Annotated in this window: 19 protein-coding genes; 9 read left to right on the top strand and 10 right to left on the bottom strand. The window is 74.5% G+C overall.

Translation table 11 applies throughout. The features are described from left to right. Positions 1-264 precede the first annotated feature (264 nt). From ACFC0B_RS18890 to ACFC0B_RS18865, 6 genes are all read left to right on the top strand, one after another. Positions 265-2,745, top strand: coding sequence for a SulP family inorganic anion transporter (locus ACFC0B_RS18890; RefSeq protein ID WP_376086938.1), 2,481 nt, complete (start codon positions 265-267; stop codon positions 2,743-2,745). Between the two features lie 212 nt (positions 2,746-2,957). Beyond that, a complete protein-coding gene (gene acs / locus ACFC0B_RS18885) occupies positions 2,958-4,934 on the top strand; it encodes an acetate--CoA ligase (RefSeq protein WP_376086937.1) in 1,977 nt (658 codons plus the stop codon). A 410-nt stretch (positions 4,935-5,344) separates the two neighbouring features. Next, the gene (gene nhaA, locus ACFC0B_RS18880) at positions 5,345-6,751 is read left to right on the top strand and encodes a Na+/H+ antiporter NhaA (protein ID WP_376086972.1); all 1,407 of its coding nucleotides are present in this window, start codon (positions 5,345-5,347) and stop codon (positions 6,749-6,751) included. A gap of 112 nt (positions 6,752-6,863) precedes the next feature. Then, the gene (locus ACFC0B_RS18875) at positions 6,864-7,340 is read left to right on the top strand and encodes a phage holin family protein (RefSeq protein WP_350558600.1); all 477 of its coding nucleotides are present in this window, start codon (positions 6,864-6,866) and stop codon (positions 7,338-7,340) included. Positions 7,341-7,525: 185 nt separating this feature from the next. Beyond that, positions 7,526-8,515, top strand: coding sequence for an alpha/beta fold hydrolase (locus tag ACFC0B_RS18870; protein ID WP_376086936.1), 990 nt, complete (start codon positions 7,526-7,528; stop codon positions 8,513-8,515). A gap of 177 nt (positions 8,516-8,692) precedes the next feature. Beyond that, positions 8,693-8,965 carry a hypothetical protein gene (locus ACFC0B_RS18865; RefSeq protein ID WP_376086935.1) on the top strand — a complete coding sequence of 91 codons (273 nt, stop codon included), beginning with the start codon at positions 8,693-8,695 and terminating at the stop codon, positions 8,963-8,965. A gap of 214 nt (positions 8,966-9,179) precedes the next feature. Here the strand turns inward: ACFC0B_RS18865 and ACFC0B_RS18860 are convergent, their stop codons facing one another. From ACFC0B_RS18860 to ACFC0B_RS18845, 4 genes are all read right to left on the bottom strand, one after another. Then, positions 9,180-10,364, bottom strand: coding sequence for a MarP family serine protease (locus ACFC0B_RS18860; protein WP_376086934.1), 1,185 nt, complete (start codon positions 10,362-10,364; stop codon positions 9,180-9,182). Positions 10,365-10,497: 133 nt separating this feature from the next. Next, positions 10,498-11,241 carry an NUDIX hydrolase gene (locus tag ACFC0B_RS18855; RefSeq protein WP_376086933.1) on the bottom strand — a complete coding sequence of 248 codons (744 nt, stop codon included), beginning with the start codon at positions 11,239-11,241 and terminating at the stop codon, positions 10,498-10,500. Continuing rightward, entirely contained in the window at positions 11,238-12,113 is an 876-nt protein-coding gene (nth, locus tag ACFC0B_RS18850; protein ID WP_376086932.1) for an endonuclease III, read from the bottom strand. Before nth ends, ACFC0B_RS18855 begins: the two co-directional genes overlap by 4 nt. Positions 12,114-12,203: 90 nt before the next feature. Continuing rightward, on the bottom strand, positions 12,204-13,163 hold the full coding sequence (locus ACFC0B_RS18845) for a beta-ketoacyl-ACP synthase III (RefSeq protein ID WP_376086931.1): 960 nt from the start codon (positions 13,161-13,163) through the stop codon (positions 12,204-12,206). Positions 13,164-13,266: 103 nt separating this feature from the next. On the opposite strand from ACFC0B_RS18845, the gene ACFC0B_RS18840 reads away from it, so the two are divergent. Then, the gene (locus ACFC0B_RS18840; protein WP_376086930.1) at positions 13,267-13,950 is read left to right on the top strand and encodes a TetR/AcrR family transcriptional regulator; all 684 of its coding nucleotides are present in this window, start codon (positions 13,267-13,269) and stop codon (positions 13,948-13,950) included. Between the two features lie 69 nt (positions 13,951-14,019). On the opposite strand, the gene ACFC0B_RS18835 is transcribed toward ACFC0B_RS18840, so the two are convergent. After that, positions 14,020-14,865, bottom strand: a complete 846-nt coding sequence (locus ACFC0B_RS18835; RefSeq protein ID WP_376086929.1) for an isocitrate lyase/phosphoenolpyruvate mutase family protein — start codon at positions 14,863-14,865, stop codon at positions 14,020-14,022. 154 nt (positions 14,866-15,019) lie between these two features. Here ACFC0B_RS18835 and ACFC0B_RS18830 point away from each other — a divergent pair, with 154 nt between their 5' ends. Further along, positions 15,020-16,024 carry a DUF5937 family protein gene (locus ACFC0B_RS18830; protein WP_376086928.1) on the top strand — a complete coding sequence of 335 codons (1,005 nt, stop codon included), beginning with the start codon at positions 15,020-15,022 and terminating at the stop codon, positions 16,022-16,024. A gap of 273 nt (positions 16,025-16,297) precedes the next feature. Continuing rightward, complete coding sequence (locus ACFC0B_RS18825) at positions 16,298-16,972, top strand: Crp/Fnr family transcriptional regulator (RefSeq protein ID WP_030288117.1); 675 nt, start codon at positions 16,298-16,300, stop codon at positions 16,970-16,972. A 116-nt stretch (positions 16,973-17,088) separates the two neighbouring features. Here the strand turns inward: ACFC0B_RS18825 and ACFC0B_RS18820 are convergent, their stop codons facing one another. From ACFC0B_RS18820 to ACFC0B_RS18800, 5 genes are all read right to left on the bottom strand, one after another. Further along, positions 17,089-17,916, bottom strand: a complete 828-nt coding sequence (locus ACFC0B_RS18820) for an MBL fold metallo-hydrolase (protein WP_376086927.1) — start codon at positions 17,914-17,916, stop codon at positions 17,089-17,091. After that, entirely contained in the window at positions 17,913-18,089 is a 177-nt protein-coding gene (locus tag ACFC0B_RS18815; RefSeq protein ID WP_376086926.1) for a hypothetical protein, read from the bottom strand. Before ACFC0B_RS18815 ends, ACFC0B_RS18820 begins: the two co-directional genes overlap by 4 nt. Before the next feature lie 118 nt (positions 18,090-18,207). Continuing rightward, entirely contained in the window at positions 18,208-19,086 is an 879-nt protein-coding gene (locus tag ACFC0B_RS18810; RefSeq protein WP_376086925.1) for an NUDIX hydrolase, read from the bottom strand. Positions 19,087-19,246: 160 nt separating this feature from the next. Then, entirely contained in the window at positions 19,247-19,717 is a 471-nt protein-coding gene (locus ACFC0B_RS18805) for a RidA family protein (RefSeq protein ID WP_376086924.1), read from the bottom strand. Continuing rightward, complete coding sequence (locus tag ACFC0B_RS18800; RefSeq protein ID WP_376086923.1) at positions 19,714-19,881, bottom strand: DUF4177 domain-containing protein; 168 nt, start codon at positions 19,879-19,881, stop codon at positions 19,714-19,716. The genes ACFC0B_RS18805 and ACFC0B_RS18800 overlap by 4 nt, the downstream gene beginning before the upstream one ends. Positions 19,882-19,962: the final 81 nt, after the last annotated feature.

Here is a 19,962-nt window from a genome sequence, read left to right as displayed (position 1 = left end):
TACCCTCGGTTTACCGAGTCTTGATGTTCCGCTTCCGTCCCGGTGTCCCTCGCCGTGGCCTGGCTCCTCCCAGCGCCCCGCCGAGCGACCGCCGGGCGCCCGATGGACCGAAGCCCGGCCGGTGACACCCCGCACTCCCGGCCCGACCGCGCCATCCCGCCACACCGTCGCGACCCACGACAGCCGATCCGCTTCACCGAGCCCACGCCCGGACTCACCGCCGGACCTGACTGCGTTCGTTTCCCCGGACAGACGGGAAGACCCATGACCCTCGACATCTCCAGCGCCCCCATCGCCTCCGACACCACCGACCACGCACCACCGGGCCGACGTCCCCGCGCCGACTGGACACGGGACCTCTCGGCCTCCCTGGTGGTGTTCCTGATCGCCGTGCCGTTCTCCCTCGGCATCGCCCTGGCCACCGGCGCCCCGCTCACCGCCGGGCTGGCCGCGGCGGCCGTCGGCGGCATCGTGGTCGGCCTGCTCGGAGGAACCCCGCTGCAGGTCAGCGGCCCCTCCGCCGCACTCACCGTGATCACCGCCGGGCTCATCGCCCAGTACGGATGGCAGGCCACGTGCGCCATCACCCTCGCCGCCGGCCTGCTCCAACTCCTGCTCGGGGTGCGCCGGGTGGCCCGCACCGCGCTGGCCGTCTCGCCCGCCATCGTGCACGGCATGCTGGCCGGGGTCGGCCTCGCCATCGCCATCGCCCAGCTGCACGTCGTCCTCGGCGGTTCGCCGCAGAGCTCGGCACTGGCCAACCTGCTCGCCCTGCCCGGACAGTTGGCGACCCCTCACCCCGCGGCCCTGGCCGTCGGCGCGGTCACCGTCGGCGTGCTGCTCGGCTGGCCCCGGCTGGAGCGGCTCCCCGGCCGGTACGGGGAGTTCGGTGCCCGGCTGGCCAAGGTCCCCGGCCCGCTCGCAGCCGTCGCCGCCGCCACCGTGCTCGCCGTCGCGCTGGACCTGCGGATCGCCCGGGTCGAACTGCCCGCCTGGCAGCCGCACGGCCTCGCCCCCGACCTGCCGCACGGCGCGCCGCTCGCCGTCCTGGGCGCCGTCCTGACCGTCACCGCCGTGGCGAGCGTCGAGTCGCTGCTCTCCGCCGTCGCGGTCGACCGGATGTCGCGCCGCACCGGGGACCTCGACCGCGAGCTGCGCGGCCAGGGCCTCGCCAACCTGGTCAGCGGACTGGTCGGCGGGCTGCCGATCGCCGGCGGCGCGGTGCGCAGCACGGCCAACGTCCGGGCCGGGGCGCAGAGCCGCCGGTCCTCGGTGCTGCACGGCGTGTGGGTGCTGGCGGCCGCGCTGGCCCTGGCCGGCGGCCTGCGCAGGATCCCGCTCGCCGCGCTCGCCGCCCTGGTGCTGGTGGTCGGCCTGCAGATGGTGAGCTTCGCGCACATCCGCAAGGTGCACCGGCACCGCGAGTTCCCCGTCTACCTGACCACCGTGGTCGCCGTGGTGCTGCTCGGCGTCCTGCCGGGGGTGGCTCTGGGCGCGGGGACGGCCGTCCTGCTCGCGCTCTACCGGCTGACCCGCGCCCATGTGGACGTCCTGGCCGGCTCCGACGGCTCGTTCACCGTGGAGACGCACGGCCCGCTCACCTTCACCGCGGTGCCCCGGCTGAGCCGGGCGCTGGCGGGCATCCCGGCCGGAGCCGAGGTCACCCTCGTCCACGACGGCTCCTTCCTGGACCACGCCGCCTTCGAGACCGTGCACAGCTGGCGCACCGGCCATCAGGCGGACGGCGGGCGGGTGTCGATGGTGACGCGCCGCCAGGACGACGAGGTGCTCGACCCGGACGGCACCGTCCGCGCCGGCAGTTCCCCCGGCCCGCACCGCTGCCGCGCCTGGACGCCCTGGGTCGGCCACCACTGCATCGAGCAGCAGGAGGACCCGCACGGCCGGCTGCTGGACGGGGTACGGGTGTTCCAGCTGCACACCGCCCCGCTGGTGCGGCCCGAACTCGCCCGGCTCGCCCGGGAGGGGCAGACGCCGTCGCAGCTCTTCCTGACCTGCGCCGACTCCCGGATGGTCACCAGCATGATCACCAACAGCGGTCCGGGCGATCTCTTCACCGTGCGCAACGTCGGCAACCTGGTGCCGGCGCCGCACGAACCGGGCGCGGCCGACGACTCGGTGGCGGCCGCGGTGCAGTACGCGGTCGAGGTACTGGAGGTGCGGTCGATCACCATCTGCGGGCACTCGGGCTGCGGGGCGATGAAGGCCCTGCTGGACGGCGTGCACGAGCAGCCCGGCCGGCCCACGCCGCTGGCCCGCTGGCTGCGCAACGGCCGCGGCTCGCTGGACCGGCTGCGCAGGATCCCGGCGGAGTTCGCCGACCGTCCGGCGGTCGACCTGACCGAGCAGCTCTGCATCACCAACGTGGTCCAGCAACTGGACCAGCTGATGGCCAACCCGGCGGTGGAGCGGCGGGTGACCGAGGGGACCCTGCGGCTGGTCGGCATGTACTTCGACTTCGCCACCGCGCAGGCCTACGTGCTCGACCGGGAGAACGGCCGGTTCGGTCCGGTCGAGGCCGCGACGCCGACCACCGCACCGGCGCCGGTGGCGGCAGGAACACGGGCAGGCGCACCGGCGGGCGCACCGGCACGGGCGCAGCGGGCCTCCGCCCTGCGGCAGGAACCCGACACGCCCGGGCGTGTGAATGAATTCGAACAGGTCCCGGCCACCGGTACCGCCGCCGATTCAGCCCGGGGCGGAGGAGGTCCCGGCCTGGCCGCCTGAGAGCCGGGCCCGCGTCCCGCCGGGCGGGCCAAGGACGCGGGCCCACCTTTCCGCACCGCCCCGGGGCGCCGCCGACCTCGGGCGGTCGTTCGACGCCCGGTCAAAGGTCTACACCAATTACCCGGAGCCTCTTGTCAACTGACCTCTTCGCCTGGTGAGCTGTGCGCTGGGACACACGGGACAATCCCCACGCACGGGAAACGACCCCGATCATGACTCATGAGGAGTGCGCGTTGAGCAACGAGAGCCTGGCCAACCTGCTCAAGGAGGAGCGGCGCTTCGCCCCGCCGGCAGAGCTCGCCGCAGCCGCCAACGTCACCGCGGCCGCGTACGCTCAGGCCTCCGAGGACCGCCTCGGATTCTGGGCCGAGCAGGCCCGCCGCCTCAGCTGGGCCGTCGAGCCCACCCAGACCCTCGACTGGTCCAACCCGCCGTTCGCCAAGTGGTTCGCCGACGGCACGCTCAACGTGGCCTACAACTGCGTCGACCGGCACGTCGAGGCCGGCAACGGCGACCGCGTCGCCATCCACTTCGAGGGCGAGCCCGGCGACAGCCGCTCGATCACCTACGCTCAGCTCAAGGACGAGGTCTCGCAGGCCGCCAACGCGCTGCTGGAGCTCGGTGTCGTCAAGGGCGACCGGGTCGCGATCTACCTGCCGATGATCGCCGAGGCGGTCGTCGCGATGCTCGCCTGCGCCCGGATCGGCGCCACCCACTCGGTGGTCTTCGGCGGCTTCTCCGCCGACGCCGTGGCCTCCCGCATCCAGGACGCCCAGGCCAAGCTGGTCATCACCGCCGACGGCGGCTACCGGCGCGGCAAGCCGTCCGCGCTCAAGCCGGCCATCGACGAGGCGCTGACCAAGGCCGACGGCGTCGAGCACGTCCTGGTCGTACGCCGCACCGGCCAGGAGATCGCCTGGACCGAGGGCCGCGACGTCTGGTGGCACGAGGCCACCGGGCGCCAGTCCACCGAGCACACCCCCGAGGCGCACGACGCCGAGCACCCGCTCTTCATCCTCTACACCTCGGGCACCACCGGGAAGCCCAAGGGCATCCTGCACACCTCGGGCGGCTACCTCACCCAGGCCAGCTACACCCACCACGCCGTCTTCGACCTCAAGCCGGAGAGCGACGTCTACTGGTGCACCGCCGACATCGGCTGGGTCACCGGCCACTCGTACATCGTCTACGGCCCGCTCTCCAACGGCGCCACCCAGGTCATCTACGAGGGCACCCCGGACACCCCGCACCAGGGCCGCTTCTGGGAGGTCGTCCAGAAGTACGGCGTGACCATCCTCTACACCGCGCCCACCGCGATCCGCACCTTCATGAAGTGGGGCGACGACATCCCCGCGAAGTTCGACCTGTCCTCGCTGCGGGTGCTGGGCAGCGTCGGCGAGCCGATCAACCCCGAGGCGTGGATCTGGTACCGCGAGCACATCGGCGCCGGCAAGGCCCCGATCGTGGACACCTGGTGGCAGACCGAGACCGGCGCGATCATGATCAGCCCGCTGCCGGGCGTCACCGAGACCAAGCCGGGCTCGGCCCAGCGCGCGCTGCCGGGCATCGCGGCCACCGTGGTCGACGACAACGCCGCCGAGGTCCCGAACGGCTCCGGCGGCTACCTGGTGCTCACCGAGCCGTGGCCGTCCATGCTGCGCACCATCTGGGGCGACGACCAGCGCTACATCGACACCTACTGGTCGCGCTTCGAGGGCCGCTACTTCGCCGGCGACGGCGCCAAGAAGGACGAGGACGGCGACATCTGGCTGCTCGGCCGAGTCGACGACGTCATGCTGGTCTCCGGCCACAACATCTCGACCACCGAGGTCGAGTCGGCGCTGGTCGGGCACCCGTCGGTGGCCGAGTCCGCCGTGGTCGGCGCCACCGACGCCACCACCGGCCAGGCGATCGTCGCCTTCGTGATCCTGCGCGGCAACGCCACCGACAGCCCCGAGCTGGTCGAGGAGCTGCGGGCGCACGTCGGCCGCACGCTCGGCCCGATCGCCAAGCCGAAGCAGATCAAGGTGGTCGGCGAGCTGCCGAAGACCCGCTCCGGCAAGATCATGCGCCGTCTGCTGCGCGACATCGCCGAGGGCCGCGAGGTCGGCGACACCACCACGCTGGCCGACTCGACGGTGATGAACCTCATCCAGGCCCAGCTGCCGGCGGCGGGCAGCGAGAGCTGACCCACGCCATGAGGTGTGCGTGAGGCGCCCAAGAGGCGCACATGACGGTGCCCCGGGTGGTCGTGACCGCCCGGGGCACCGCCGTGTCCGGGCACCGCAGCACGCGGGCACCGCAGCACGCGGGCACCGCAGCACCCGGGCACCGCAGCACCCGGGCACCGCCGCGTCCGGCCCCTGTCGCATCCGGGGGCCGCCGCCGTGCACAACGGGCCGCGAGGGCTTACTTCCTTGAAGTAGGACAATCCGGATGTCGTTCTGCCGTCACGCTACAATGTCAAAGGCGCATCAAGATCCGCGTCACAGGGCGAGCCGGGAAGTCTGGTCGGCAATGCACCACCGGTGCATCCACACACCGTTCCCTCGCCCCCAGGAGGCCGCGCGTGGCCAGCCAGCCGCCCGTCCACGAGCCGATGCCCCAACGCCGCCAGTTCCTCGGCAGGCTGCCCCTCCCCGAGCGCACCTTCGTCCTGGACGCCCTGCGCACCGAGACGGTCGGCGGCATCCTGTTGCTCGTCGCCGCGGTCGTCGCGCTGATCTGGGCCAACGCCTGGCCGGACGCCTACCAGTCCGTCCTGAACCACACCGTCGGCCCCTCCGGCCCGCTCCACCTCGACCTCACCCTGGGCACCTGGGCCAAGGACGGTCTGCTGACCATCTTCTTCTTCGTGGCCGGCATCGAGCTCAAGCGCGAGTTCGTGGCGGGCGAGCTGCGCAGCCCCAGCGCCGCGATGCTGCCCGTCATAGCCGCCGTCTGCGGTGTCGTGCTGCCCGCCGTCCTGTACGCCCTCATCAACGCGGGCCCGGGCGGACACCCGGCCGGCTGGGCCGTCCCGACCGCCACCGACATCGCCTTCGCACTCGGTGTGCTCGCCGTGGTCGGCAGCCACCTGCCCTCCGCGCTGCGTGCCTTCCTGCTCACCCTCGCGGTGGTGGACGACCTGATCGCGATCCTGATCATCGCGGTCTTCTACAGCTCCGGCATCAAGTTCTGGGCGCTCGGGCTGGCCTTCGCCGGGCTGGTGCTGTTCTGGTTCCTGCACCGGCGCGGGGTGCACGGCTGGTACCTGTTCGTTCCGCTCGCCTTCGTGATCTGGGCGCTGATGCACGAGAGCGGCGTGCACACCACCGTGGCGGGCGTCGCCATGGGCCTGATGCTCCGCTGCCACCGGGAGGGCGACGAGGAGCACTCCCCCGGCGAGCACATCGAGCACCTGGTCCGTCCGCTCTCGGCCGGGCTGGCGGTGCCGGTCTTCGCCCTGTTCGCGGCCGGGGTGACGATCTCCGGTCCGGCGCTGCGCGAGGTGTTCACCCAGGCCACCCCGATCGGCATCATGGTCGGTCTGCTGGTCGGCAAGACCGTGGGCGTCTTCGGCGGCACCTGGCTGACCGCCCGCTTCACCCGGGCCGAGCTGAACCCGCAGCTCAAGTGGGCCGACCTGTTCGCCGTCTCGGTCCTGGCCGGCATCGGCTTCACCGTCTCGCTGCTGATCGACGAGCTGGCCTTCCCGGACGACCAGGCGCTCGCCGACCGGGCCAAGGCGGCCGTCCTGGTGGGCTCGCTGATCTGCGCGCTGATCGCCACCGTGCTGCTCAAGCTGCGCAACCGGCACTACCGCGCGCTCTGCGAGGAGGAGGACCGCGACCTCGACGGCGACGGCATCCCCGACGTCTACCAGCTGGACGACCCGGCCTGGCAGCACCGCATGGCCGAACAGGCCCGCCGGTCGGAGGCCCGCCGGTCGGACGCCCCACCCGCGGCACCCACGGACACGACGCCGACACGCCCGACGGACGAGGGCCGCGACGGGGCGCGCTGAGCCGCCGCCCACCGGAACACGTCCCCCCGGCGGGGCCCCGGAGTGGTGTCCGCTCCTCCGGTAGGGGCATGATTCTGAACTGTCGACAGTCCACCGAAGAGGAGAACCGCTGATGCCCGCAGGAGCCGCAGACCCGTCCAGCAACGGCCGGGCGCCCTATGAGGGCGAGCGTTCGGTGGGGCAGTTGTTCGCCGCGGCCACCGCCGACCTGTCCGCCCTGGTCCACGACGAGATCGCACTCGCCAAGGCCGAGATCCGCGCCGACGTCAAGCGGGGCGTCTCCGGCGGCGTCTCGCTGGGCGTGGCCGGCGTGGTCGCGCTGGCCGCCGTCCCGATGCTGAGCGCGGCCGCCGCGTTCGGCATCCACGCGCTGGGTCTGTCGCTCGGCTGGTCGTTCCTGATCGTGGCCGGCGCGTACCTGCTGCTGGCCGTGCTGCTGGGTCTGCTCGCGCTGCGTTCGTTCAAGAAGATCGAGAAGCCGGTCCGGACCATCGAGGGTGCGCAGAAGACCGCCGACGTGCTGAAGAACGCGCGGCCGCGTCCCGCCACCAAGGAGGAGATCGACCGCGCCCTGGGCCGCATCCCGTAGGCCCGCCCGGTGCGCCGGGGACTCGCCGGGGACTGCGCCGGGCACGCGAGGGGATCGCGCCAGGCACACGCGGGGATCGCGCCAGGAACGCGCCAGGCACCCGCGCCCGGCACGCGACGGGCCGGAACGGCCGGAGTGCGAGTGCCGGGCGCGTGTCCGGCGCGCGGATATGACACGCTCTCGGTATGTCGCTCGACCAGAAGCACGTGCCCGCGCAGCCGTCCGACAGCTCCGGCCTCACCGCCTCCGGCGACGCCCAGGACGCGCCCCCGGCCGCCTGGGACGTCCGGCAGGCCGGGCCGTGGATCCACCGCGACCTCGCCGCCAACGGCGCGCGGTTCCACATCGCCGAACTCGGCGAGGGCCCGCTGGTCCTGCTGGTGCACGGCTGGCCCGAGTACTGGTGGGCCTGGCGCCACCAGCTGACCGCGCTGGCCGCGGCCGGCTACCGGGCCGTCGCCGTGGACCTGCGCGGCATCGGCGGCAGTGACCGCACCCCGCGCGGCTACGACCCCGGCAACCTCGCGCTGGACATCACCGGGGTGATCCGCTCCCTCGGCGAGGACCGCGCGCACCTGGTCGGCCACGCCTCCGGCGGCACGCTGGCCTGGGTGGCGGCCGTGATGCGCCCCTCCGTGATCCAGAGCCTCACCGTGGTCTCGGCCGCGCACCCCCGCGACCTCCGCCGGGCCCTGCTCACCGACCGCAAGCAGCTGGCCGCCTTCGAGCACGTGCTGGGCTTCCAGCGGCCGTGGATACCGGAGCGCCGCCTGGTGGCCGACGACGCCGCGCTGGTCGGCCGCTACCTGGACGCCTGGACCGGCCGCAACCAGCTGGACCGCACGGCGGTGGCCGCGTACCGGCAGGCGATCCAGATCCCCAGCACCGCGCACTGCTCGATCGAGCCCTACCGGTGGCTGCTGCGTTCGGTGGCCCGGCCGGACGGCATCCAGTTCGCCCGCCGGATGAAGAAGCCGATCACCGCACCCACCCTGCACGTCCAGGGTGCGGCCGACCCAGTGCTGCTGTCCCACACCGCGCTGGGCGGCGGCGAGTACGTGGCCGCGCCGTACCGCTGGCGGCTGCTGCCGGGCGTCGGGCACTTCCCGCACGAGGAGGCGCCGGAGCAGTTCACCGCCGAGCTGCTGGACTGGATCGGCCGGCACAAGGACTGAAGGACCAACGGCCCTCGGCCGGGGAAGGGCACGGGTCCAGGGTCCCGGCGCCCGGATGGGCGAACGGGGCCGAAGGTCCCAACTCCCTTGATGTGACGTTCATATGACAAACGCATAGGCCACGTTGATGCCCCGCCGGGCGGTTACCCCCGTCGGCCCAGGGGCATCCATTGCGGTATGACCTGGATGCCCGATCGCGGCAGCGCCCCGCGCGGCCGACAGCACAGCAACGGCAACAGCACGCAGCGTTCCGCCCACCGCCCCGAGTGGGCGGACGACCACGGCCCCGGCCGCGACGGCGGCTACGACGCCGGCTTCGACGGCCGCCACGACGGTGGTTTCGACGGGGCCGGCGGCCACCCGCGCGGGGCGCAGCGGCAGCTCGGGATCCCGCACATCCTCGGCCGCCGCGCCCGCTGGGTGGGCGCCCGGCTCCGCCGCGACACCTGACCGGTCCCCGGCCCTCCGCCCATCACCGGCCCGGCCCGGCCCGCCCACCCTCTCGCCCGACGAACCCTCCGGCCACCGGGCGGGCCCCGGCCGGTCACGGCACAGAAGTCACCGCACAGAAGTCACGGCGCAGAAGTCACCGCACGGAAGTCACCCCGCAGCGAGCGGCCACCCCACAGGGCCCAGAGCGCACAGAACTCAGAGCGCACAGGACTCAGAGCGCGCAGCCCTGGGTGTCCACCCGCCCCGTCGCGGCACTCCCCTGCTCGGCGTCCTGACGCACCTCGGCGGCGGTCAGCACGTACCCGGTGTCCGCGCTGTCCAGCGACTTGGCGAACACCATCCCGTACACCTGGCCGTCCGGCGTGAGCAGCGGGCCGCCGCTGTTGCCCTGGCGGACCAGCGAGCGCACCGAGTAGACGTCCCGGACGACCTGGCCGCGGTGGTAGATGTCCGGGCCGTTGGCCTGGATCCGGCCGCGGATGCGGGCCGGCTGGACGTTGAAGGCGCCGTTCTCGGGGAAGCCCGCGACGATGGCGCTGTCGTTGGTCTTCGCCTCGCCCGCGAAGGCGAGCGGCGGCGCGTTCAGCTTCGGCACGTCGAGGACGGCGATGTCGCGCTGCCAGTCGTAGCTGACCACCGTCGCGTCGTACAGCTGGCCGACGCCGCCGACCTGCACGGTCGGCTCGTCGACGCCGCCGACCACGTGGGCGTTGGTCATCACCCGGTGCGGGGCGTAGACGAAGCCGCTGCCCTCCAGCGTCTTGCCGCAGGCGGTGGCGGTGCCGACCACCTTGACCAGGCTCTGCCGCGCCTTCGCCACCGCCGGACTGCCGGCCAGCGCCGGGTCGGGGACGTCGACCTGGGTGATCGGCTCGTGCTCGAAGGGGTTGAACACCTGTGGGAAGCCGTTGCGGGCGAGCACCTTGGAGAAGTCCGAGAACCAGTTGGGCGCGTCGCCCGGCAGCGCGTCCTGGACGCCGCCCAGCACGGACGAGGTGCGGACCTGCTTGGAGACCGTCGGCAGGGACGTCCCGGCGAGCGCCGAGCCGATCAGCCAGGCCACCAGCAGCATCGAGATCACATTGACCACGGCGCCGCCCGCGGCGTCCAGGGCCCGGGCCGGGCGGCGGTCGATGTGGCCGCGCAGCTTCCAGCCGAAGTGGGTGGTGATCGCCTGGCCGGTCGCCGCCAGCACGATCACCACCACCACGGCGATCACCGAGGCGGTCGTCCCGGGGCTGAGGTGGTCGAGCAGCAGCGGCAGCAGTTGGACGGCGAGCAGGCCGCCGCCCAGGAAGCCGAGGACCGACAGCACCCCGACCACGAAGCCCTGCCGGTAGCCCGAGACGGCGAATCCGAGGGCGGCGGCGATCAACAGCACATCCAGGACGTTCACCCGGACACCCTCCCACGACGGACCGTCCGCCCGGGCGGGCTAACGCCGAATCCGGCCGGGACTCCGCACAGGCCCGCCCCGTCCGCCGTCCCGCGGCCCCCGAGGAGGTGTGGCCCGCCTGCCGCCCTGCGGTTCACAGCGCCCCGGCGTCGCGGCCGAGCACCGCGCGGGAGCGCTCCAGATCGCCCTGCACGAGTTCCAGGGCCTCGTCCGAGAGGTCGACGATCCGGCCGGCGTCCCACGGCAGCTCCAGGCCGCTGTGGTGCAGCACCCGGTCGATCACCCCGGCGGTGAAGCCCCAGACCAGCCGCCCGCCAACCGCGAAGGCCGGGCCCAGGTGGCCGGACGGGTGCCGCAGCCGGGCCCGGTTGGCCGGGTCGGTCAGCTCCGTGATCGGCACCCGGAACACCGCGCCGGTCTCCCCCAGGTCCACCGGACGGACCGGTGACTCCTCGCGCCACCAGCCGAGCACCGGCGTCACCACGAACCGGCTGACCGGGATGTACAGCGCGGGCAGGGTCGCGAAGACCTGCACGCCCTCCGGCTCCAGTCCGGTCTCCTCCCAGGCCTCGCGCAGCGCCGCCGCGACCGGCCCGGGCCCCGCCGGGTCGCCGTCCTCCGGGTCCAGCGCGCCGCCCGGGAAGGACGGCTGCCCGGCGTGCGAGCGCAGCGAGCGGGCCCGTTCGATGAGCAGCAGGTCCGGCCCGGACGCGCCCTCGCCGAACAGCATCAGCACGGCGGCGGCCCGGCCGCCCTCGGGCGGCGGCAGGAAGCGGCTCAGCTGCTCGGGCAGCACCCGCTCCGCGGCCTCCCGGACCGGCTCCAGCCAGCCCGGCAGCCCGTCCCGCTCGACCTGCCGCACCGCCCGCCCGCTCACTCGGCCACCGCCAGGTCGGCGACCTGGCCGTGGTGCGCGGCCGCGTCGGCGCGGGCGCCGGCCTCGCCCGGGAAGTCGGAGGGCGGCCGCAGCCGCTGGCCCGGGTGGCCGCCCAGCTCGTACTTCAGCAGCTTCCCCGCCTTCTCCGGGTCGGTCTCGCCCTCCCCGTAGGAGGGGCAGAGCGGTGCGATCGGGCAGGCCCCGCAGGCCGGCTTCCGGGAGTGGCAGATGCGCCGGCCGTGGAAGACCACCCGGTGCGAGAGCATCGTCCACTCGGACTTCGGGAAGATCTCCGCGACCGCCGCCTCGACCTTCACCGGGTCCTCCTCGGCGGTCCACCCGAACCGGCGGGCCAGCCGCCCGAAGTGGGTGTCCACGGTGATCCCGGGGACCCCGAAGGCGTTGCCGAGGACGACGTTGGCGGTCTTGCGGCCGACGCCGGGCAGGGTCACCAGGTCCTCCAGCCGGCCGGGCACCTCCCCGCCGAAGTCGTCGCGCAGCGCGATGGACAGGCCGATCAGCGACTTCGCCTTGTTCCGGAAGAAGCCGGTCGGCCGGATGATCTCCTCCAGCTCCGCCGGGTTCGCCGCCGCCATGTCCTCCGGCAACGGGTACTTCGCGAACAGCGCCGGCGTCGTCTGGTTCACCCGCAGGTCGGTGGTCTGCGCCGACAGCACGGTGGCCACCAGCAGCTGGAAGGGGTTGTCGAAGTCCAGCTCCGGGTGCGCGTACGGGTACAGCTCCGCCAGCTCCCGGTTGATCCTCCGCGCCCGCCGCACCATCGCCAACCGGGACTCCGGCTTGGGTGCCCCGACCGTCTTCCCCACCGGCTCTCCCGCAGACGCGGTCTTCCGGACCTTGCTCTCTGCCATGCGTGAAGGCTACGCCGGACGGCCGCGCTCCCGGGGCGGATCCTCCGGGCCCGCGCCCCCACCGCCGGTCGCACGCCGGGCCGGCACGTGTCAGGGGCAGGTGACGACCTGGCCGGCCCAGGAGAGGCCGCCGCCGAAGCCGAGCAGCAGGGCGGGAGCGCCGCTGAACACCTCGCCGCGTTCGACCAGCTTGGCGAGGGCGAGCGGGACGGAGGCGGCCGAGGTGTTGCCGGACTCGACGACGTCGCGGGCCACCACGGCGCCGGTCGCGCCGAGGCGGTCCGCCAGGGCCTCGATGATCCGCAGATTGGCCTGGTGGGTGACCACCGCGCCGAGGTCGGAGGGGGTGAGGCCGGCCCGGCGGCAGGCCTCCTCGGCGATCGGGACCATGGCGGTGGTCGCCCAGCGGTAGACGGTCTGGCCCTCCTGGCGGAAGTGCGGCCGCCAGCCGTCGTCCAGCCGGACGGCGTGGCCCCTGGTCGGGTCGGAGCCCCAGACCACCGGCCCGACGCCCGGGCGGTGGGCGCCCGGACGGCCGGCGGTGTCCGGGCCGAGCACGGCGGCGCCCGCGCCGTCGCCGAGCAGGACGCAGGTGGAGCGGTCCGTCCAGTCGGTGACGTCGCTCATCCGCTCCGCGCCGACGACCAGCGCGTACCGGGCGGCGCCGGCCCGCACGGCGTGGTCGGCGGTGGCCAGCGCGGTGCAGAAGCCGGCGCAGCCGTTGTTGACGTCGAAGCCGACCGCCGCCGGGATGCCCAGCCGACCGGCGACCTGGGTACCGATGCTCGGACAGCGGTCCATCGCGGTGCAGGTCGCGACCACCACCAGGTCGATCTCCCCGGGGTCCAGTCCGGCGGCGGCCAGCGCCTTGGCGGCGGCGGAGGCGGCGAGGTCGGTGACGGTCTCGTCCTCGGCGATGCGGCGGGCCACGATGCCGGTGCGCTGCCGGATCCACTCGTCGCTGGTGTCGACCATCCCCGCGAGGTCGTGGTTGGTCAGGACCTTCGCGGGCTGGTGGTGGCCCAGCGCGACGATGCGGGAACCCGGCATGGCTGCTCCTCGGGAACGGGTCGGTGATGGGGCGTCATCACGCCGGACTATAGCGTCCGACCGTTCGGACTCTAAACCCCTCGACACTCGCTACACTGGCGCGGTGAGCCCGAGAAGATCAGTCGCCGACACCCGCCGGACCCGCGCCTCGATCCTGGCCCGCAGCCTGGACCTCGCCTCGGTCGAAGGCCTGGAGGGCCTGACCATCGGCCGGCTCGCCACCGACCTGTCGATGAGCAAGTCCGGCGTCCTGGGCCACTTCGGCACCAAGGAGAGCCTGCAACTGGCCGTCGTCGACGAAGCGGTCGCGCTGTTCCTCCGCGAGGTGGTGCACCGCTCGGAGGCCGCCGGGGCCGCCCCGGGCCTGCCGCTGCTGCTCGCCCAGTGCGAGGCCTGGGTCTCCTACCTGGAGCGCGACCTGCTGCCCGGCGGCTGCTTCTTCACCACGGTGACCGCCGAGTTCGACGACCGGGAGCACGGGCCGGTCCGCTCGGCGGTCGCGGCGCGCAACGCGCTCTGGCAGCGGAAGGTGCGCCACCAGGTCGAGCTGGCGGTCGCCGCCGGACAGCTGCCCGCCGGGACGGAGCCCGAGCAGGCCGTCTTCGAGCTGACCGGCCAGGTGCTCGCGCTCAACCACGCCCGCCGGCTGTACGGCGACCGGAGCGCCGCCGACCGCGCCCGGCGGGCGATGCGGCGGCTGCTCGGGCTCCCGGTGCCGGGCGCCGGGCAGCCGGCGGCGCTCGCCGAACTGCCCGCGCCGGATCTGCCCGCGCCGCAGCCGTCCTGACGCGCCGGGGCTCCCGGGCCGACGCGCCGGGGCTCACCGGCCCCCGAAGCCCCCGAGCCGCCGGATCCGTCAGCCCCGGAACAGCGCGTCGACGTCGCCGAAGCCGAGGGCGCCGGCCGGCGCCGTCAGGGTGCCGGGGCCGAGCAGTTCCGCGGCCGCCCGGCGCGCGGCGGTGTAGGCGAGCTGCGCCACCGCGGTGCCCACGCTGATCCGGCGCACCCCCGCGGCGGCGAGTTCGGCGACGGCCGGCCCGCCGGCCACCGCCATCGCCATCGCGTTGACCGGCAGCGGTGAGCGCGCGCAGAGCGCGGCCAGCGCGTCGAGGTCCAGCAGCCCCGGCACGAAGAGGCCGTCGGCGCCCGCCGCCGCGTACGCCTCGGCCCGGGCGAGCACGTCGTCGAGCCCGCCCAGCCCGAACAGGAAGACGTCCGTCCGGGCGTTGACCAGCAGCTCCGGCAGGCCCGCCGCCTCCGCCGCCGTCCGGGCCGCGCGCAGCCGGGCGGCCTGCTCGTCCACCGCGAACAACGGGCCGCCGACCATCGTCGAGTCCTCCAGGTTCACGCCGGCCGCGCCCGCCCCGACCAGGGCCCGGACGGTGTCCGCGACGTCGGCGGGCGCCGGCCCGTAGCCGCCCTCGGCGTCCACGGTGACCGGCAGGTCCACGGCCTCCGCCACCCGGCGGGCGGCCTCGACGGCGCTCGTGCGATCGAGGCGCTGGCCGTCGCCCCGGCCCAGCGACCAGGAGACGCCGCCGCTGGTGGTGGCGATCGCGGCCGCGCCGGCCGAGGCGATCACCGCGGCGCTGCCGGCGTCCCAGGCGTTCGGCAGGACGAGCACGCCGTCCGCGACCAGCGCCCGCAGCCGGGCGGCCTTCGCGCGGAGGGCGGCGGGCGGGAGAGGGGTGGATGTGGTCATGAGGGTCACCGGCTTTCACGGATCGATGGGGGCGGGAGGCGAGCGCGGGAAGCGCGGACGGTGCGACGACGGCATCCTGCGGGCGGCGGACGCCCCTGCTCCAGTGATTAAGCTGAGACCGAATCACGGCCGGGGCGGGGAGGGCGGGACACCGATGCGGACCGAACTCGCGCTGTCGGCCGACGACCTGGCGCGCACCAGGTTCGCCGTCTCCCCGATGTGGGAGGTGGTGACCAGCCTCCGGGTGCTCGCCCGGCCGACCGTCCCCGCGGAGCACCGGCACTGGGCCGCACAGGTCCGCCCCCGGCTGGCCGCCGCCGGGCCCGCCGTCCGCCGGCTGGCCGCGATGGTCCCGCCCGCCGGCCACCTGCCGGACTTCCTGAACCCCGTCCCCGGCACCCCCGCCCCCGCGCTCGCCGACGAGCTGGCCGCGATCACCGCGACCTCCCCCGAGCTGGTCCGCGCCGACCTCGCCGTCCTGGCCGCCGAGCGCGGCGGCCGGCTGCCCGCCGTCCTCGAACCGCTGCACCGCGACCCGGCCGCCCGACTGCCCCGGCTCGCGGCGGACATCGAGGCGTACTGGGAACTCGCGCTGGCGCCGTACTGGGCCCGGATCCGCGCCCTGCTCGACGCCGACGTGCTGCACCGCGCCCGTCAGGCGGTCGGCCACGGCACCGCCCGCGTCCTCGACGACCTGCACGGGACGGTCCGCTGGGACGGCGGCAAACGCGGGGCGCTGCGGCTGGAGCAGCGGCACTGCGCGGTCGAACGGCTGGACGCCGCGGCCGGCCTGGTGCTGGTGCCCTCGGTGTTCGCCTGGCCCCGGGTGCTGACCCGCACGCTGCCGCCGGACCCGCCGCAGCTCGCCTACCCGGCGCGCGGGATCGCCACCCTGTGGGAGCCCCGCCCCTCCGGCGGCACCCCCGAGGCGCTCGCCGCCGTCCTCGGCCGCTCCCGGGCCCGGCTGCTCGCCGAACTCGACGCGCCCGCCTCCACCACCGAGCTGGCCCGGCGCACCGGGCTCTCCGCCGCCGGCGTCTCCCAACACCTCACCGCCCTGCGCGCGGCCGGGCTGACCAGTGCGCACCGCGCCGGCCACGCCGTGCTGTACGCCCGGACCGCCCTCGCCGACGCCCTGCTCGCCCCGGACCGGGCCTGACCGAACCTGCACGGGTCCCGATCCGCACGGACCGGGACCGACCGGCACCGACCGGTACCGACCGATTCGCCAGGCCCTGCCGACCCTGCTGACCTGCCGGTTCGGGCGGCTCCCGGGACAACCCCGGCGGTACGAATGGCCCCGCGCAGCACACCTCCGCACACCCCCTCCTCATATGATCGGAGCGACATGCGCCATGCTTGGTGATGCAGAGCACTGTACGAACTTGTGCCGGAGGGCTTGACGGCCGGCCGGCCGAGAAGGAGGAAGCACGTGGACGACGTTCTGCGGCGCGCCGCACTCTTCGCGGCACTCGACGACGAACAGGCCGGCGAGCTGCGCGCTTCCATGACCGAGGTGACGCTCGCCCGGGGCGAGTCGCTGTTCCACGAGGGCGACCCGGGCGACCGGCTGTACGTCGTCGCCGAGGGCAAGGTCAAGCTGCACCGCGCCTCGCCGGACGGCCGCGAGAACATGCTCGCCGTCCTCGGCCCCAGCGAGATGATCGGCGAGCTCTCGCTGTTCGACCCGGGTCCGCGCACCGCCACCGCGAGCGCGCTGACCGAGGTCAAGCTGCTCGGCCTCGGCCACGGCGACCTCCAGCCCTGGCTGCACGCCCGCCCCGAGGTCTCGATCGCACTGCTGCGCGCCATCGCCCGCCGCCTGCGCCGGACCAACGACGTGATGTCCGACCTGGTCTTCTCCGACGTGCCCGGGCGCGTCGCCAAGGCCCTGCTGGACCTCTCCCGCCGTTTCGGCGTGCAGTCCGAGGAGGGCATCCACGTCGCCCACGACCTCACCCAGGAGGAGCTGGCCCAGCTGGTCGGCGCCTCCCGCGAGACGGTCAACAAGGCGCTCGCCGACTTCGCCGGCCGCGGCTGGCTGAAGCTGGAGGCCCGCGCGGTCGTCCTGCTGGACGTCGAGCGGCTCTCCCGCCGGTCCCGGTAGCCGCACACCGCTTGCGGAAAGGGCCCGTACGCTCCGGCGTACGGGCCCTTCGCGCTGCCTCGGCGGCCGCCTCCGCGGAAGCCGCTGTCTCCAGGGGGCCGCTGCCGCGGCGGCCGTCACTCCGGGATGAGCCCGTGCTCCCGGAGGTACTGGAGCTGGGCGCGCACCGACAGCTCGGCGGCCGGCCACAGCGCGCGGTCCACGTCCGCGTAGACCCGGGCCACCACCTCGGCGGCCGTCCGGCAGCCGGCCTCGACCGCCGTCTCCACCTGGGCCAGCCGGCCCGCCCGGTGCGCCAGGTAGTAGTCCACCGCGCCCAGCGCGTCCGCGAGCACCGGCCCGTGGCCGGGCAGCACCGTCCGCACCCCGTGCTCGGCGGCCATGGTGTGCAGGTGGCGCAGCGAGTCCAGGTAGTCGCCGAGCCGGCCGTCCGGATGGGCGACCATCGTGGTGCCGCGGCCGAGCACGGTGTCGCCGGTGAGGATCGCGCCGTCGGCGGGCAGGTGGAAGGTCAGCGAGTCCGAGGTGTGGCCGGGGGTGCCGACCACCCGCAGGTCGAGGCCGCCGACCTCCAGCCGCTCGCCGTGCGTGAGGCCCTCGGAGCCCAGCCGGTGCGCCGGGTCCAGCGCGCGGACCTCGGTGCCGGTCAGCTCGGCGAACCGGGCCGCGCCCTCGGAGTGGTCGGCGTGCCCGTGGGTCAGCAGGGTGAGCGCCACCCGCTGACCCCGCTGCTCGGCGGTCTCGATCACCCGGCACAGGTGGCCCTCGTGCAGCGGGCCCGGGTCGATCACCACCGCGAGGTCCGAGCCGGGCTCGGCGAGCAGCCAGGTGTTGGTGCCGTCCAGCGTCATCGGGGACGGGTTCGGCGCCAGGACGCAGAGCGCCCGGGCGGTGGCCTCGCCGCCGATCGCGGCGGCGGGGTCACCGGGCAGGAGTCCGCTCACCGGCCGCCCTCGCCGTCGCGATGCAGCAGGCGCAGGGGCAGTGAGCGGACGAGCGCGCGCTGGGCCACCTCGGTGAAGCGGACCGGGTCACCGGCACAGGCCGGGGTGCGCGGGGTCAGGCTGCGGGCGGGCATCTCGGGTGCCGTCCGGCGAGCCACGTCGTTGTGGGTCATCGGGCGTCGGTCCTTTCCTCTGGCGGGGGACTTGCTTCGGGGACTGCGGGGACTGCGTCGACTACGTGGACCACGGGAACGCGGGAGAGAGGGGACGGGGGCGGGGAACGCTCCGGCATCAGCCGACGCGTTCCTCGGGGAAGGTGCCGTCGATGGTCAGCTCGTCGTACCCCGGCCAGCGGACGGTCAGCCGCTCTCCCCGCACCTCGGCGCGGCCCAGCACCGGCTCCAGCGAGCGGCCGGCCGCCGCGCCCAGCGCCTCGGCGGCGCTGCGCACCGGCAACAGCTCGCGCAGCACGGTGACGGTCGGCGGCAGCATCCCGAACCGGCCCTCCTCGTAGCCGTGGACGGCCTCGGCCGGGGTCAGCCATGCGACCCGGTCGGCCTCGCCGACCTCGCGGGCGGCGTCCTGCCCGGGCGGCAGGGCGGCGACGAAGAACCAGGTGTCGTAGCGGCGCTCCTCGAACGCCGGGGTGATCCAGCGCGCCCAGCCGGCCAGCAGGTCGCTGCGCAGCAGCAGGCCGTGCTCCCGCAGGAAATCGGCGAAGGAGAGCTCGTGGGCCTCCAGGGCGGCGCGCTCGGCGCTCCAGTCGCGGGGCGCGGCGACGCTGTCGGCGTCCGGGCCGGCCAGCAGCACCCCGGCCTCCTCGAAGGTCTCGCGGACCGCGGCGCAGACCACCGCCTGCGCGGTCGCGGCGTCCACCCCGAGCCGCTCGGCCCAGGCGCGCGGACCGGGTCCGGCCCAGCCGAGCTCGGCCTCGGCGTCCCGCCGGTCCACCCCGCCGCCCGGGTAGGCGTACATGCCGGCGGCGAACGCCATCGAGGTGCGGCGGCGCAGCAGGTACGCCTCCGGGCCGGAGCCCGCACCGGTGTCCCTGAGCAGCACCACCGTGGCGGACGGCTTCGGCACGGGCGGGGTCAGCTCACCGGCGTCGGCCGCCCTGATCCGGGCGGGCCAGCCGGGCGGCATCGGGAGCGTCGTTGCTCGCTGGTCCATGCCCGGATGCTAAGCGCCCGGGGGCGGGGTTGGACAGGGGTGATCCGTTGTCCGGCCCCGCCCCCGGCAGGCACGCGTGTCCGGGTCGAGCCCTCGCGGTTCGGGCCCTCGCGGTTCGGGCCCCACCGTTCGGGCCCTCGCCCGTTCAAGCCCTCCCGGTTCAGGCTCCGGCGCGGACGCGGACCTGCAGCTCGACCTCGACCGGGGCGTCCAGCGGCAGCACGGTGACGCCGACCGCGCTGCGGGCGTGCACGCCGGCCTCGCCGAGCACCTGGCCGAGCAGCTCGCTGGTGCCGTTGATCACACCGGGCTGGCCGGTGAAGTCGGGGGCGGAGGCGACGAAGCCGACCACCTTGACGACCTGCTCGACCAGGTCGAGGTCGCCGATCACGGACTTCACGGCGGCCAGCGCGTTCAGCGCGCAGATCTGCGCGAGCTCCTTGGCCTCCTCCGGGGTGACCTCGGCGCCGACCTTGCCGGTGTTCGGCAGCTTGCCGGCCACCATCGGGAGCTGGCCGGAGGTGAAGACGAACTCACCGGTGCGCACCGCGGGAACGTAGGCGGCGACCGGGGCGGCCACCGGCGGCAGGGTCAGACCCAGCTCGGCGAGCTTCTCCTCGACCTTGCTCATGCGTGCTTCACCTTCTTCTCGCGCTTGAAGTAGGCCACCAGCTGCTCCGGGTTCGGGCCCGGTACGACCTGGACGAGCTCCCAGCCGTCCTCGCCGAAGTTGTCCAGGATCTGCTTCGTGGCGTGCACGAGCAGGGGTGCCGTCATGTATTCCCACTTGGTCATGGCCAGACTCTAGACGCTCGGTCCCGGCGGACCGGCACGCTCCGCGCCCGGGTGCGCTCCGGCGTGTGAGGTGGCCCACAA

Origin of the sequence: Kitasatospora sp. NPDC056184 (genome assembly GCF_042268405.1) — a bacterium.
Classification (GTDB): domain Bacteria; phylum Actinomycetota; class Actinomycetes; order Streptomycetales; family Streptomycetaceae; genus Kitasatospora.
This window is presented reverse-complemented; position numbering and strand designations above follow the sequence as displayed.